At 29.4% G+C, this 14,107-nt stretch carries 15 protein-coding genes; 8 read left to right on the top strand and 7 right to left on the bottom strand.

All coding sequences use genetic code 11. The features are described 5' to 3' along the window. Positions 1-131: 131 nt before the first annotated feature. Positions 132-1,745 (bottom strand): CTP synthase, encoded by a 1,614-nt coding sequence (locus V7R38_RS00160; protein ID WP_015482382.1) that lies wholly within the window; start codon positions 1,743-1,745, stop codon positions 132-134. 106 nt (positions 1,746-1,851) lie between these two features. Between V7R38_RS00160 and V7R38_RS00155 the strand changes: the two genes are divergently transcribed. The 3 genes from V7R38_RS00155 to carB all read left to right on the top strand — a co-directional run bounded on the left by V7R38_RS00155 (position 1,852) and on the right by carB (position 5,767). Continuing rightward, the gene (locus tag V7R38_RS00155; RefSeq protein WP_334055545.1) at positions 1,852-2,514 is read left to right on the top strand and encodes a hypothetical protein; all 663 of its coding nucleotides are present in this window, start codon (positions 1,852-1,854) and stop codon (positions 2,512-2,514) included. 128 nt (positions 2,515-2,642) lie between these two features. Next, the gene (gene rpmH, locus V7R38_RS00150; RefSeq protein ID WP_015482384.1) at positions 2,643-2,804 is read left to right on the top strand and encodes a 50S ribosomal protein L34; all 162 of its coding nucleotides are present in this window, start codon (positions 2,643-2,645) and stop codon (positions 2,802-2,804) included. Positions 2,805-2,911: 107 nt separating this feature from the next. After that, positions 2,912-5,767 carry a carbamoyl-phosphate synthase large subunit gene (carB, locus tag V7R38_RS00145; RefSeq protein WP_334055544.1) on the top strand — a complete coding sequence of 952 codons (2,856 nt, stop codon included), beginning with the start codon at positions 2,912-2,914 and terminating at the stop codon, positions 5,765-5,767. A gap of 50 nt (positions 5,768-5,817) precedes the next feature. On the opposite strand, the gene V7R38_RS00140 is transcribed toward carB, so the two are convergent. From V7R38_RS00140 to V7R38_RS00130, 3 genes are read right to left on the bottom strand one after another with little or no spacing between them, the layout of a single operon-like run. Then, the gene (locus V7R38_RS00140) at positions 5,818-6,723 is read right to left on the bottom strand and encodes a DUF5777 family beta-barrel protein (protein ID WP_334055543.1); all 906 of its coding nucleotides are present in this window, start codon (positions 6,721-6,723) and stop codon (positions 5,818-5,820) included. Then, the gene (locus V7R38_RS00135; protein ID WP_334055542.1) at positions 6,713-7,261 is read right to left on the bottom strand and encodes a YceI family protein; all 549 of its coding nucleotides are present in this window, start codon (positions 7,259-7,261) and stop codon (positions 6,713-6,715) included. The genes V7R38_RS00140 and V7R38_RS00135 overlap by 11 nt, the downstream gene beginning before the upstream one ends. Further along, positions 7,254-7,691 (bottom strand): OB-fold putative lipoprotein, encoded by a 438-nt coding sequence (locus tag V7R38_RS00130; protein WP_334055541.1) that lies wholly within the window; start codon positions 7,689-7,691, stop codon positions 7,254-7,256. Before V7R38_RS00130 ends, V7R38_RS00135 begins: the two co-directional genes overlap by 8 nt. Before the next feature lie 134 nt (positions 7,692-7,825). Here V7R38_RS00130 and V7R38_RS00125 point away from each other — a divergent pair, with 134 nt between their 5' ends. The 5 genes from V7R38_RS00125 to V7R38_RS00105 all read left to right on the top strand — a co-directional run bounded on the left by V7R38_RS00125 (position 7,826) and on the right by V7R38_RS00105 (position 11,246). After that, entirely contained in the window at positions 7,826-8,908 is a 1,083-nt protein-coding gene (locus V7R38_RS00125; RefSeq protein WP_334055540.1) for a LytR/AlgR family response regulator transcription factor, read from the top strand. Between the two features lie 192 nt (positions 8,909-9,100). After that, entirely contained in the window at positions 9,101-9,397 is a 297-nt protein-coding gene (locus tag V7R38_RS00120) for a c-type cytochrome (protein WP_334055539.1), read from the top strand. 8 nt (positions 9,398-9,405) lie between these two features. Next, a complete protein-coding gene (locus tag V7R38_RS00115; protein ID WP_334055538.1) occupies positions 9,406-9,825 on the top strand; it encodes an OB-fold putative lipoprotein in 420 nt (139 codons plus the stop codon). Positions 9,826-9,828: 3 nt separating this feature from the next. Beyond that, positions 9,829-10,374, top strand: a complete 546-nt coding sequence (locus tag V7R38_RS00110; RefSeq protein WP_334055537.1) for a YceI family protein — start codon at positions 9,829-9,831, stop codon at positions 10,372-10,374. 5 nt (positions 10,375-10,379) lie between these two features. Next, positions 10,380-11,246, top strand: a complete 867-nt coding sequence (locus tag V7R38_RS00105) for a DUF5777 family beta-barrel protein (protein WP_334055536.1) — start codon at positions 10,380-10,382, stop codon at positions 11,244-11,246. On the opposite strand, the gene prmC is transcribed toward V7R38_RS00105, so the two are convergent. Genes prmC through V7R38_RS00090 form a run of 3 tightly spaced genes read right to left on the bottom strand, consistent with a single transcriptional unit; the run spans position 11,247 to position 14,029 of the window. Further along, a complete protein-coding gene (gene prmC, locus V7R38_RS00100) occupies positions 11,247-12,107 on the bottom strand; it encodes a peptide chain release factor N(5)-glutamine methyltransferase (RefSeq protein ID WP_334055535.1) in 861 nt (286 codons plus the stop codon). A gap of 2 nt (positions 12,108-12,109) precedes the next feature. Next, positions 12,110-13,534: a cardiolipin synthase gene (gene cls / locus V7R38_RS00095; protein WP_334055534.1), complete on the bottom strand. Its 1,425-nt coding sequence runs from the start codon at positions 13,532-13,534 to the stop codon at positions 12,110-12,112. A 3-nt stretch (positions 13,535-13,537) separates the two neighbouring features. Further along, positions 13,538-14,029 carry a GNAT family N-acetyltransferase gene (locus V7R38_RS00090; RefSeq protein WP_334055533.1) on the bottom strand — a complete coding sequence of 164 codons (492 nt, stop codon included), beginning with the start codon at positions 14,027-14,029 and terminating at the stop codon, positions 13,538-13,540. Between the last annotated feature and the right edge of the window lie 78 nt (positions 14,030-14,107).

Genomic DNA, 14,107 nt, shown 5'->3' with positions numbered 1-14,107 from the left:
AGATATATTCTTGTATTAAACGCGACAAATGTAGTTAAAAAGCAGATTTTTGATTGATTTTCTACTCTTAAATAATATACTTTTTAATAGTTCAATTAGTGTTCCACTTTAAAATGAAGTTTATAAAAACCCTATTTTTTAGATTGTTTTAAAGCAGCTTTAATGAAATCTACAAATAAAGGATGAGGTTTCAATACTGTACTTTTGTATTCAGGGTGATATTGAACACCTACAAACCAAGGATGATTTTCTAATTCAACAACTTCTACCAAACCTGTTTTAGGGTTAATACCAGTAGCCTTTAAACCAGCACTTTCCATTTGTTCTAAATAGGTGTTGTTAAACTCATATCTATGTCTGTGTCTTTCGCTAATCAATTCAGATTGATAAGCATCGTAAACCTTAGATCCTTTCTTAATTTCACAATCCCAAGCTCCCAAACGCATTGTGCCACCTTTGTTGGTTACATTTTTTTGGCTATCCATTAAGTTAATAACAGGATGCTTTGCACTTTTATTCATTTCAGATGAACTAGCACCTTCTAAATTAAGTACGTTTCTTGCAAATTCAATGACAGACATTTGCATACCTAAGCAAATACCAAAAAACGGAATGTTATTTTCTCTAGCGTATTTAACCGCTTTTATTTTACCTTCAATTCCTCTATCTCCAAAACCAGGAGCAACTAAAATTCCATTTAAACCTGCTAATTTTTTTTCAACAGATTTAGGAGATAAACTTTCTGAATGAATCCATCTTACTTTAACCTTAGTTTCGTTAGATGAGCCAGCATGTATAAATGCTTCTGTAATCGATTTATAAGAATCTTGTAATTCTATATATTTCCCTATTAAACCTATTTCTACTTCAGACTTTGGGTTTTTATGTTTCTGTAAAAAGCTATTCCAAGTTTTTAAAGCAGGTTTCTTTTTAGATTCTAATTGTAGTTTATTTAAAACCACTTCATCTAATCCTTCATTCAGCATTAAATTAGGAACATCATAAATTGTTTCTGCATCAATAGACTGTATAACGTCTTCTTTTTTAACATTACAGAATAAAGCTAGTTTACGTTTAATGTCATCAGAAATTTCATGTTCTGTTCTACATACTAAAATATCTGGGCTAACTCCACTTTGCATTAACATTTTAACAGAATGCTGTGTAGGTTTTGTTTTTAACTCACCTGCAGCAGCTAAATAAGGTACTAAGGTTAAGTGAATTACAATTGCGTTTTCTTCACCTTTTTCCCAAAGCATTTGTCTTACAGACTCTACATAAGGTAAAGATTCTATATCACCTACAGTTCCACCAATTTCTGTAATAACAATATCATACTCACCAGTTTCGCCTAAAAGTTGAATTCTACGTTTAATTTCATCAGTTATATGTGGAATTACCTGTACTGTTTTTCCTAAAAACTCTCCTTTTCGCTCTTTGTTAATTACAGATTGATAAATTCTACCTGTAGTTACATTATTGGCTTGAGAAGTTGGTATGTTTAAATAACGCTCATAATGACCTAAGTCTAAGTCAGTTTCAGCACCATCATCAGTAACATAACATTCTCCATGTTCATATGGGTTTAATGTTCCTGGATCAATATTAATATAAGGGTCTAATTTTTGAATCGTTACAGAAAAGCCTCTTTCTTGCAATAGTTTTGCTAATGAAGCAGCTATAATTCCTTTTCCAAGTGATGAAGTTACGCCTCCTGTTACAAAAACGTATTTAGTATTGTGCATGGTTCTTTTAGGTTTGGGCAAAAGTACTAACTCTGCTTTTTATCTCAAATAAAAAGATGCATAATTGTAAAAAATAATTTGGAATAACTTTTGATGCTTTATGAGCATGAAAAAAATACTATTATTTTGTCTTATTACAATATTTAGTGGCTGTTCAATCTTATTTCCCAATCACTTTGAAAGAAAATCTGCAAATTATATTTTAGAAGATCTTTGGGTAACATCAACCTTAGATTATAATAAAAATGTAAAATATCTCATAAATAGCACTCAACAAAATTATTTGGCAAAAAGCACTGATGGCTATAATGATTATGTAATAGATTTCTTTAAAGAAGAGTTTAAAAATCAATCTTACCTGAAACGAAAGTATAAAGATGCCAATGGCAAAATTGTCATTCCTTTAAAACTTGACTATCATCCGACTCAAGAATATTTAGATATTATAAAGCAAACTACAGATATAGATTATTTAGTTTTAACAAAAATATTAAGTGCACAGCAAATCAATAAAACTAATGATTCTAGATATAATGGTTTAAAATTTCAAAGTAATTTATTAGCTGGTTCTGTTGTGTTTTTAAAAATTATAGATCTAAAAAACAATACAACACCTATAGAAATACAATGTCAAGGTTCTGTTTATGATAGCGCAAATTTTAATTTTGATACAAATTCTTATGAAGATGATGGTAAAATTGCCACATACAAAAGCGAAGAACAGCTGATTAAGAAGTGTTTTAAGCGAATTTTTAGAAGGATTAAATAATTTTCTATTTTTTTTCAAATAGTATTTGTCAAAAATAAAAACAGTTGTATATTTGCACACGCTTTTAATAAGGTGATAATCTTATAGCGAAAAGAAAATAATTAAGAAGATTTTTAAAAATACAGATAATGCCAAAAAGAACGTATCAACCATCAAAGAGAAAGAGAAGAAACAAACACGGTTTCATGGAAAGAATGGCTTCTGCTAATGGTAGAAAGGTATTAGCACGTAGAAGAGCTAAAGGAAGAAAGAAATTATCTGTTTCATCTGAAGCTAGACCAAAAAGATAAATGATTAACAATTGTTAATATATTAGGTGTTACTTTTTTAAGTAACACCTTTTTTTATACCCAAACCCTAACTATTTTTGTAAAACTAATAAATACAACAACTTACAATGCCAAAAAGAAAAGACCTCAAATCAATTTTAATTATAGGATCTGGACCTATTGTTATTGGTCAAGCTTGTGAATTCGATTATTCTGGTTCACAATCTTTACGTTCTTTAAGAGAAGATGGTATAGAAACCATTTTAATTAACTCGAATCCTGCAACAATCATGACAGACCCATCTATGGCTGATCATGTGTATTTGTTGCCACTAACTACTAAGTCTATTATCCAAATTTTAAAAGAGCATCCTCAAATTGATGCTGTTTTACCAACAATGGGTGGACAAACTGCATTAAACTTATGTATTGAAGCAGATGACAAAGGTATTTGGTCAGATTTTAACGTAAAAATGATTGGTGTTGATATTAATGCCATTAATGTTACAGAAGATAGAGAGCAGTTTAGAGAATTAATGGGAAAAATTGGGGTAGACATGGCTCCTCAAGAAACAGCAACATCTTTCTTAAAAGGTAAAGAAATTGCACAACGTTTTGGTTTTCCTTTAGTAATACGTTCTTCATATACCCTAGGAGGTGCAGGTGCATCTATTGTATATAATCCAGAAGATTTTGATGAGTTATTAAGTAGAGGTTTAGAAGCATCACCAATACATGAGGTGATGATTGACAAAGCCATGATGGGTTGGAAAGAGTATGAATTAGAGCTGTTAAGGGATAAGAATGATAACGTTGTTATTATTTGTTCTATAGAAAATATGGATCCTATGGGTATTCATACAGGAGATTCTATTACAGTTGCTCCTGCTATGACTTTATCAGACAAAACTTATCAAAAAATGCGTGATATGGCAATTCATATGATGCGTTCTATTGGTGATTTTGAAGGTGGTTGTAATGTACAATTTGCAGTTTCTCCAGATGAGAAAGAAGAAATTATTGCTATTGAAATTAACCCTAGGGTTTCTCGTTCATCTGCATTAGCTTCTAAAGCAACAGGTTACCCTATTGCAAAAGTAGCTACTAAATTAGCTATAGGTTATACTTTAGATGAATTAGAAAACGGAATTACAAAATCTACATCAGCATTATTTGAGCCTACTTTAGATTATGTAATCGTAAAAATTCCACGTTGGAACTTTGATAAATTTGAAGGTTCAGACAGAACTTTAGGTTTACAGATGAAAGCTGTAGGTGAAGTTATGGGTATTGGACGCTCTTTTCAAGAAGCATTGCACAAGGCCACTCAATCTTTAGAAATAAAAAGAAATGGTTTAGGAGCAGATGGTAAAGGGTATACCAACTACAATCAAATTATAGAAAAATTAACCAACGCAAGTTGGGATAGAGTTTTTGCAATTTACGACGCAATTGCAATGGGAATTCCTCTAAGTAAAATTTACGATATCACTAAAATAGACATGTGGTATTTAAAACAATATGAAGAGTTATTTCAGCTACAAAAAGAAATTTCTACTTATACAATAGATACTATAGAGAGAGATTTATTATTAGAGGCAAAGCAAAAAGGATATGGAGATAGACAAATAGCACATATGCTAGAATGTCTAGAAAGTGAAGTGTATAGCAAAAGAGAAGAACTTAAAATTCAAAGAGTTTATAAGTTAGTAGATACTTGTGCTGCCGAATTTACTGCAAAAACACCTTACTACTATTCAACTTTTGAAAATGAAATTGAAACTGCAGAAGGTGATATTACTATTGCCAATGAAAGTATTGTTTCAGACAGAAAAAAGGTAATTGTTTTAGGTTCAGGACCAAATAGAATTGGGCAAGGTATTGAGTTTGATTACTGTTGTGTACATGGGGTTTTAGCAGCAGCAGAATGTGGTTATGAAACAATTATGATTAATTGTAATCCAGAAACTGTTTCTACAGATTTTGATACTGCAGATAAATTATATTTTGAGCCTGTTTTCTGGGAACATATTTATGATATTATTCGTCATGAAAAACCAGAAGGTGTTATTGTTCAGTTAGGAGGACAAACTGCTTTAAAGTTAGCTGAGAAGTTAACAAAATACGGAATTAAAATTATTGGTACTTCTTTTGAAGCGTTAGATATTGCAGAAGATAGAGGACGTTTTTCATCAATGTTAAAAGAGAATAACATTCCTTATCCACAATTCGGAATTGCAGAAACTGCAGATGAGGCTTTAACTTTAGCAGATGAATTAGACTTTCCTATTTTAGTAAGACCTTCTTATGTATTAGGTGGTCAAGGAATGAAAATTGTCATCAATAAAGAAGAATTGGTAGAGCATGTAGTAGATTTATTAGGTAGAATGCCAAATAACAAACTATTGTTAGACCATTATTTAGATGGAGCAATTGAAGCAGAAGCAGATGCAATTTGTGATGCTGATGGTAATGTTTACATTATAGGAATTATGGAGCACATAGAACCTTGTGGAATACATTCAGGAGATTCTAATGCAACCTTACCAGCATTTAACTTAGGTGAGTTTGTAATGCAACAAATTAAAGATCATACACATACAATTGCTAGAGCTCTAAAAACTGTTGGTTTAATAAACATACAGTTTGCTATAAAGGATGATACAGTTTATATTATTGAAGCAAATCCTAGAGCTTCTAGAACAGTACCTTTTATTGCAAAAGCTTACAAAGAGCCTTATGTGAATTATGCAACTAAAGTAATGTTAGGCGCTAAGAAAGTAACAGATTTCGATTTTAATCCTCAATTAGATGGTTTTGCAATTAAGCAACCAGTATTCTCTTTCAACAAGTTTCCAAATGTGAATAAGAAACTAGGTCCAGAGATGAAATCTACAGGAGAAAGTATCTTATTTATAGATAGTTTAAAAGACGATGACTTTTACGATTTATATTCAAGACGTAAAATGTATTTAAATAAGTAATATTTAAATTAAGTATACAAAAAAGCCAATGAATAATTCATTGGCTTTTTTTATTTGAGCTTATTCTTTTTAGTGTGGAGCACAAAAGTTGTATTAAACCCGAAATGAAAATTACCATCTTTGGCATTAAAATTATTTCTAGTTTGGGTGATAAAAGTATCCTCAGCAAAGTTTCTGGCATTAGTCATTTGAAATTGTAGTAATAAATCACCCAATTCCCAATTTACTCCAACCATAAAAGTATTATAAGTTTCTATTGATTTTAAAGTATTAGCAACCAAGTAATATTCAGAAACTATAGAAGCATGATTGCTAATTTTATGTCTTCCTCCAAAACCTAGCGCAAATTGATTATTAGGATCGTTTGTAGTTTCGTTGTTTTCTCTTCTAATATAAGTAGGCGTAATTTGTAAAGACAAATTCGAGTTTAACTTTCTCGCAATTAAAACCTGACTTGTAAACGCATATTTATTATCAGAACTGCTAGGTGCATACAAATTTGTATTAGTGTTTTCCAAAGTTCTGTGAGAAATAGTTTGTAATAAGGTAACAGAAACCCAATTTTTTTTATTGTTCTTCTGCTGTAGTAACTTGTATTTTAAGAAACCATCTGCAATTTTATCATGATCTTCATAGCCAATTCCAAAGGTTAAATGATCTGTAAAAGAATAGCTTAAGCCATATCTTCTGCTTGCAACGTCTGCTAAAAATCGCTGTCCTTCAAAATTAGGAATATTCCAGTACCTGTTGTAAAGTGATATTTCTAGAGCACCCTTTTTTCTTGTTTCAATAGAATGCCCTAAGCCAATTCTTGTGGTTTTAAAAGTGGCAATTGTATTTGTGTTTTCAGAAGGAAACTCATTGTTTAGTTTATTTAATAAATCTTGAGCGTTTAAGGTGCAATTGGTTGATATGAAAAACAAAAAACCAAGCAAAATTATTTTGTTATTCTTCATAAGGTTGGTATTTAAAATCAAAATTTACTAAAATGGTTTTTGCAATATTACTTGCTAAAATTTGCGGAATTTGGATTTGAAAATCATTTACATTTACTTTAAAATCTCCGTAAATTCTATAATTTCCATTAGTTTTTTCGATGTTTGCCTTTATCTCAGTTGGTTTTGTAATTCCATGAATGGTTAAATTACCTCGAATTATTTTAGTTTGATTTTCTGTTGTACTAGCATCAAAATCAATTATAGTTCCTGTAAAGTTTGCCTTTGGATAAATGTCTGACTCAATATAACTCTCATTAAAATGCTCGTACATTAAATCTTTTTTAAAGACAAAGGCACGCATTAACATGCTAATAGCAATTTCTTTTTTTTCAACATCAAAAATACTTAGTACTTGGTTGTTCTTAGCTTCAATATTTTCTGCAGAAGTGTAAGAGAAAAAAGTAACCTGACCTTGTCTAGCAATAAATTGGTTGTCTTCAGAATCAGAGTTGCCAATGGCAAAAAAGATTAATAGAAACAGTAATAGTTTATTCATTTGGTTTTAGTTCTATTGAGCAATTTAATAGTATTACATCTTTTAAAAATCCTTTACAAATGCCTTTTACTTGTATTTTTTGATTTTTTTGTATCTGATTAAATTCAGTTGTGAAATTAGGATTTATATCGCAAATAACACCAAAAGAATTATGTTCACTTGCTAAAATAATGGTATTTCTGTTATTTAATGTAGTTGTTTCTTCAACTATACCTATCACTTCAATAATTTTACCAGCGTATAATTTGTTTGAATTTTCTTCATTTTTTACATATGCATTTGTAAGATCATTTGCATTTAAAATGAGTTCTGGTGTTTTGTCAAACAAATTCTCTGTCTGCTTATAATCTTCAGATACAAAAGCATATTTGATCACAAACATTAAAATTAGTAATATGAGAATTACTAAAATGTATTTTTTTCTCTTCATTATATTGCTAATTTAGTAAGATTGTTAGTTTCTGTTCTAAAAAACTAACTGAAAAGGAAAATTGAGCTTTAAAGACGAACATATTTTTCAGTAATAACTTAGAATAATCTTATCTTGTTCAATTTTAGTATCATATGAAAAAAGACAAACTTTATTTATTTACTTTTTTATCTATAGCTCTAATATTTTTATTGGGTGCTATTTTTATTTCGCAATTCTTAATTAAAGCAAGTGCTAAGCAACTAATAGAAGTTCAAGTAGAGTCTGCAAAAAGAGAGACTAATGAAATTGCAGATTTTTTGAGTTTTCAGTTAGATAATAACATTTCTAAACAAGAAAGTTTAGAACGTATTCAAGAAAATTTGTCTATAAATGCAACAGATACTTGGTTTATTAGTGTTTTTAATTGGAGTGGAAATGAAGTTGCAAATCCGAATAAATTAAAGGTAGGCCAACCTTTAAATTCTAATGAAAAATTATTGGCATCATTAATTGGCAAAAACTATTCAGATGAGTTTTATGATATTTTAAAGAGTAGTAAGGAAATAGAATCAGGGGTTATTTATATTTCTCCTGTTAAAAATTCTGATTTAATTGTAGCAGCCAATGTGAATATCAAAAATGTTAGAGCACAGTTTTCTGGTTTAAAATCAGATTTCTACCTCACGTTTTTTATAATGGGTATCTTAATTACCTTACTTACTTTTATAGTAGTTCGTTATTTAGGTAGTGCTTACGAAAAGCAATTAGAAACAAAGTACGCCTCTTTAACCTCAGAGGTTATCAACTTATCTAAGTTGAATGCAGATTTAATTTCTTACAAAGAGAGAGTAGTAGAAGAACCTGTAGAAATAACTTCTGATGACAATACTGAGCAAGAAAAGAAAAGAATACTTACCTATATTAGAAATGAGTTAGTACCAATAGCAATTTCAGATATTGCTTACGTTTACACCGAAAATACTATTACCTATGTTGTTTGTTTTGATGGTAAAAAATCTACAACAAATATGAGTTTGGATGATATGTACAACAATTTTGATGCTACTTTATTTTTTAGAGCAAACAGGCAATTTATAATTAGTATAGCAGCCATAGATAAGATTATTAAGTATGGTAAAAGTCAGTTAAAAATACTTTTACAATCTAAAACATCAGAAGAAATTATTATTAGTAAAAATAAAGCTGCCGAGTTTAAACAGTGGTTAAATATGTAAGGCTTTCAAATTTTTGTTGATTTTTTGATCGCTGATTTTTCCTTTTTAAGCATAAATTTTCCTGTTGAATGAATCTAATAGTATCATTTTAAATATAATATGTTTACTTTACTATCAAATAAAACAAATCCAATGAAATTATCTTACAACCTAAAATTTACTTTTCCTATAGTTTGTATATCGCTTTTTTTTATGTCTTGTTTAACAAACGTAGAAGAACCTATAGTTGATGAAAATCCAGATGTTGATCCTTGTTCAACCATAACCTATTCATCAAATATAAAATCTATTATTGATGTAAATTGTGTTCAATGTCATGGAAATGGAGGTAATTTTCCAGATTTAACCACGTATGAAAATACCAGAGCAAATGCAGATTTGGTTAAATCAGAAACGCAAAGTAGAAGAATGCCCCAAGGAAGTTCTTTAACAAATTCAGAAATTGAAGCCATAGCTTGTTGGGTAGATGCAGGGGCTTTAAACAATTAAGCGAAAATATGAAATTCAAAAAAATTGTACTACCAATAATATTACTTTCTATAGTTATAGCAGTTGTGGCTTATAATGTGTACAACAAACCACATGTAGATGTTGCTGATGCGAAAGCTGATGTAACAGTAACTGCAGAGAATTTGTTCTCAGAATTTTCTAATGATGAAATAAAGGCAAACACACAATATTTAGATAAAATTATTCAAGTTCAAGGTCTTATTCAAAATTTGAAAGTAGAAAATGAATTAGGAGTTGTTACGTTAAAAACAGAAGATGATTTTGGAACTGTACAATGTAATTTGTCTAGAGAAGCTACTAGTAATTTTAAGTTGCTGAAAAAAAACGATTTGGTTACCATTAAAGGCATATGTACAGGTTATTTAATGGATGTTGTTTTAGTTAAATCCGAAATTGTAAATCAATAAATTATGAAATCAATTATTACCATTTTCTGTATTTGCTTTTGTTTAGCAACAGTAAATTCACAAGAACGTTATTTTACAAAAAGCGGTTCAATTAACTTTTTCTCAAAAGCTCCTTTAGAAGATATTACTGCAGATAATAATCAGGTTTTAAGCATTATAGATGCTAGTAATTCTAAAATGGCCATTTCTATTTTAATGAAGTCCTTTTTGTTTGATAAAGCATTAATGCAAGAACATTTTAATGAAAATTATGTAGAATCAGATAAATACCCAAAAGCAACTTTTAAAGGGGAAATATTAGAATTTAATGAGCTTTCAGAAAATCCAAATGAATTTAAAGTAAAAGGTATTTTAAATATTCATGGAGTGGCTAAAGAAATTATTGTTATTGCTACCATGAATAAAAAAGATGATACCATTTTTGCTACAGGAAATTTCTTAATCAATTTAGAAGATTTTAATATTAAAATACCTGCTGTTGTTGCTAAAAATATTGCTAAAAATATTAAAGTAACTTTTAACTTTAAGCACACTCCATTCAAAAAATAATACCAATGAAAAACCTACTAACCACAATTTTCCTATTCTTTTTAAGTACATTCATGTATGCTCAAGATGATTTATTAGATATTTTAGACGATGAAAATGTACAAACAGATCAATCTATAGTTACATCTACGTTTAAAGGAACTCGAATTATTAATGGGCACTCAGTAGAAAATAGAAAAGACAGAGAGTTAGAATTTATTATTTCTCATAGATTTGGACGTATAAATTCTGGTTTTTACGATTTGTTTGGTTTAGACAATTCAAACATTCGTTTTTCTTTAGAATATGGATTAACAGACAACTTAACAATTGGTGCAGGTAGAAGTAGTTTCGAAAAAACTTACGATGGGTTTTTAAAGTACAGTTTGTTTAAACAAAAAACAGGAGCAAAGCCTTTTCCTTTTGCTATATCTTTATTTGGTAGTGTTGCAGTAAAAACACTAAAAGACTACGACCCTGATGATAAAAGAACCTTTGCAGAAAGTTTATCTTATGTTTCACAGGTTTTAATTGCAAGAAAAGTAAGCCCTTCTTTTTCATATCAATTAACACCTACCTACATTCATAGAAATACAGTGAGTATAGCAGCAGATCCTCACGATATTTTTGCATTAGGTTTTGGCTCTAGAGTTAAAGTAAGTAAAAGGGTTTCTATTAATGGTGAGTATTTTTATGCCTTTGATAAATCAACCTCTATAAATGCAAGAAATTCTTTAGCTTTTGGTGTAGATATAGAAACAGGAGGTCATGTATTTCAGCTCATTTTATCTAATGCTATTACCATGATTGAAAAAAGTTTTATAGCAGAAACTACAGGCGATTTTTTTGGAGGAGACATCCATTTTGGATTTAATATTTCAAGAACATTTTAATTATAGATTTGCTTTAAGGATTCTGTCATTTTTGAAAATGTCTTTTCTTAATTCAATGGTTTTATAATGTTTGCTTTTAAGTAAAGCAATGGTTTCTTTGCCTAAATATTGATTGATTTCAAAAAATAAGGAGCCGTTATTTGTAAGATGATGTAGAGCTAAATCAGCAATTTTATTATAAAAAATTAGAGGATTATTGTCTTCTACAAACAAGGCAAGATGAGGTTCATTCTCTAAAACATTATTGTTGATTTCAACTTTTTCTAAATTTCTAACATAAGGAGGATTTGAAATTATGATATCGTAATTATCATCTAAATTCGATGTATTTAAAATATCTCTTTCTATAAAATTGATGTTTACTTTATTAGCTAATGCATTTTTTTTAGCAATTTTTAATGCTTCTTCAGAAACATCAATAGCAGAAATAGTAGCATTTGGCAATTCTTTAGCTAAACTAATGGGTATACAACCTGTGCCTGTACCAATATCTAAAATTGAAATATTTTTGTTCTTATAAGTATTGTTGTTATTTATTTCCTCAATAATCCAGGCAACCAATTCTTCAGTTTCAGGTCTTGGAATAAGTGTGTTTTTATTTACTAGAAAAGAATAGCCAAAAAACTCTGTATGCCCAATAATATATTGAATAGGTTCTTCTTTCTTTAATCTATCTAAGGCATTATTTAAATCAGTTAGGTTTTGTTGGTTGATTTTAAAATCAGACTTTACAACTAAATCTACTGGTTTTAAATCCAAGAATTCATCAATCAATATCACTAAAAATGTATTTATTTCTGTATTAGGATACAATTGTGAAAGAGAAGTGGTAAAAATGTTTCTGTATTCTTTTAAAGTCATACTTATAATAATGGGCTAAAAAAACGACAGATTCTTTCTAATGTTTTCTGTTTGTTAGATCGTTTTCTAAAAGTTTCTAAATCTAATTTATTAGCTTTTTGTTTTCGCTCTTCAAACTCATGTTTTATTTCGGATGTAATGGTTTTGCAGTAAATAATTGCGTTTAGTTCGTAGTTATGCTCAAAACTTCTGCAATCAAAATTCGTTGAGCCAACAGAAGCTACATCATCATCAATAAAAATTACTTTACTATGAGAAAAGTCTTCTCTCAAATAAATTTCTACACCAGCTTTTAATAAAGTTTCAAAATAAGAATACATGCTGTAAGTGGCTACTTTAGAATCACTTTTTTTAGGTAATAAAAGGGTAACCTGAATGCCACTTAAAGCAGCAATTTTAAAAGCTTCTAAAATTGCGAAAGTAGGCACAAAATATGGGTTTAACACGCATATACTTTTCTCTGCTAAGTTGATAAAACTCAAGTATTGTTGCATAACCACAGATTGATCATAATCTGGTCCACTAGAAACAATTTGTATGGTGGTATCACCTTCATCCTTGCATAATTCTGTATATTTTTCTGTAGTTGTTAAATCTTTTTCTGTTGCGTAATAAAAATCTCGTAAAAAAGATTTATGAATGCTATTTACAGCACAACCATTTATGCGTAAATGGGTGTCTTGCCAAATACCAAGATCATTATCATGTATATACTCATCAGTAACATTTACACCACCAGTAAAACCTATTTCATTATCAATTATGGCTATTTTTCTGTGATTTCTAAAGTTTAAAGAGAAAATAAAACTACCAAATTTAAACGGTGTTTCTGGGTAGATTTCTACGCCAATTTCTTTTAATCGTTTTTTAGTTTTATTTTTTAAATAGTAGCTACCAATAGTATCATACAAAATTCTAACTTCTACACCCTCTTTTCTTTTCTCTTCAATAATCTTAAGCATTTTAGACAACACTTCACCATTTTCTATAATATAGTATTGAAGGTGTATAAACTTCTTTGCATTTCTTAAAGCTTCGTAAAGTGCTTCAAAGGTTTCCTTTCCATTTTTTAGAAGGGTTACATTGTTTTTTTCTTCTGCACTTATGTTGGTAGTATTATATATAAGTTGCGATATTTTTTTTTGTTTGATGTTTTTTAAAACATCCAGGTTGGCATCATCTTTTGTTTCAAAAGACTTTGCAATAAAATTCTTTCTCTTTTTAGTTTCTTTTAGTTCAAAAAACTTGATTTTTCTTCGATTTATACCAAATAGAATAAATGCAAATACACCAAGAAAAGGAAAAAAGAAAGTGATTAAAATCCAACTTAAAGATTTGGAAGGCTTAACACCAAAATATAAGATATTATAGAAAGCCCAAAAGAACAGTAGTAAATGTGCACCTCCTAAAATGTAATATGTTATCATAACTTATATTTCTTTAATCATCCACACATTACAATTGTAATGAGCAGTATTTCCCATTGGTTTTTCTAAATTTATAAAACCATTTCTTTTGTAAAGTTTTACAGCTGCTTGCATGTAAGGTAGGGTTTCTAAATAACAATTGGTAAACCCCAAATCTTTAGCTTTGTCTAAACATAGCTTAATTAATTTAGAACCAAGACCTTTACCTCTAGCAATTGGTAAAAAGTACATTTTTTGTAATTCGCAAGTGCTGTCTTCAAAATTATCTAACTGTGCAATACCAGCACCACCAACTACTTTATTGTTATGAGTAACAACATAGTAAACACTTGTAGGTTTTTGATATTGTTGATACATGTTATCTGTGGCTTTATCTTCATAGGCTGTACCAACTTTTGGTGCACCCATTTCTAAAATTACTTCACGAATAACTTTAGCTAAAGCAGCATCATCCTTAGGTTGAATTTCTCTAATGATAAAATCTTCACTTGTCATTTAATACTGTATTTTTGCTGCAGCAAGTTACCTAAATTTTTAAAGAAATATAAGATAAATTAGAAGCTATCTTTATAA

This window comes from Polaribacter sp. P097, assembly GCF_036864555.1.
Taxonomy (GTDB): Bacteria; Bacteroidota; Bacteroidia; order Flavobacteriales; family Flavobacteriaceae; genus Polaribacter.
This window is presented reverse-complemented; position numbering and strand designations above follow the sequence as displayed.

Bases quoted from the DNA above. Each gene is read 5' to 3' on its own strand.
- V7R38_RS00160 (WP_015482382.1), bottom strand. From the start codon at position 1,745: ATGCACAATACTAAATACGTTTTTGTAACAGGAGGCGTAACTTCATCA.
- V7R38_RS00155 (WP_334055545.1), top strand. From the start codon at position 1,852: ATGAAAAAAATACTATTATTTTGTCTTATTACAATATTTAGTGGCTGT.
- rpmH (WP_015482384.1), top strand. From the start codon at position 2,643: ATGCCAAAAAGAACGTATCAACCATCAAAGAGAAAGAGAAGAAACAAA.
- carB (WP_334055544.1), top strand. From the start codon at position 2,912: ATGCCAAAAAGAAAAGACCTCAAATCAATTTTAATTATAGGATCTGGA.
- V7R38_RS00140 (WP_334055543.1), bottom strand. From the start codon at position 6,723: ATGAAGAATAACAAAATAATTTTGCTTGGTTTTTTGTTTTTCATATCA.
- V7R38_RS00135 (WP_334055542.1), bottom strand. From the start codon at position 7,261: ATGAATAAACTATTACTGTTTCTATTAATCTTTTTTGCCATTGGCAAC.
- V7R38_RS00130 (WP_334055541.1), bottom strand. From the start codon at position 7,691: ATGAAGAGAAAAAAATACATTTTAGTAATTCTCATATTACTAATTTTA.
- V7R38_RS00125 (WP_334055540.1), top strand. From the start codon at position 7,826: ATGAAAAAAGACAAACTTTATTTATTTACTTTTTTATCTATAGCTCTA.
- V7R38_RS00120 (WP_334055539.1), top strand. From the start codon at position 9,101: ATGTCTTGTTTAACAAACGTAGAAGAACCTATAGTTGATGAAAATCCA.
- V7R38_RS00115 (WP_334055538.1), top strand. From the start codon at position 9,406: ATGAAATTCAAAAAAATTGTACTACCAATAATATTACTTTCTATAGTT.
- V7R38_RS00110 (WP_334055537.1), top strand. From the start codon at position 9,829: ATGAAATCAATTATTACCATTTTCTGTATTTGCTTTTGTTTAGCAACA.
- V7R38_RS00105 (WP_334055536.1), top strand. From the start codon at position 10,380: ATGAAAAACCTACTAACCACAATTTTCCTATTCTTTTTAAGTACATTC.
- prmC (WP_334055535.1), bottom strand. From the start codon at position 12,107: ATGACTTTAAAAGAATACAGAAACATTTTTACCACTTCTCTTTCACAA.
- cls (WP_334055534.1), bottom strand. From the start codon at position 13,534: ATGATAACATATTACATTTTAGGAGGTGCACATTTACTACTGTTCTTT.
- V7R38_RS00090 (WP_334055533.1), bottom strand. From the start codon at position 14,029: ATGACAAGTGAAGATTTTATCATTAGAGAAATTCAACCTAAGGATGAT.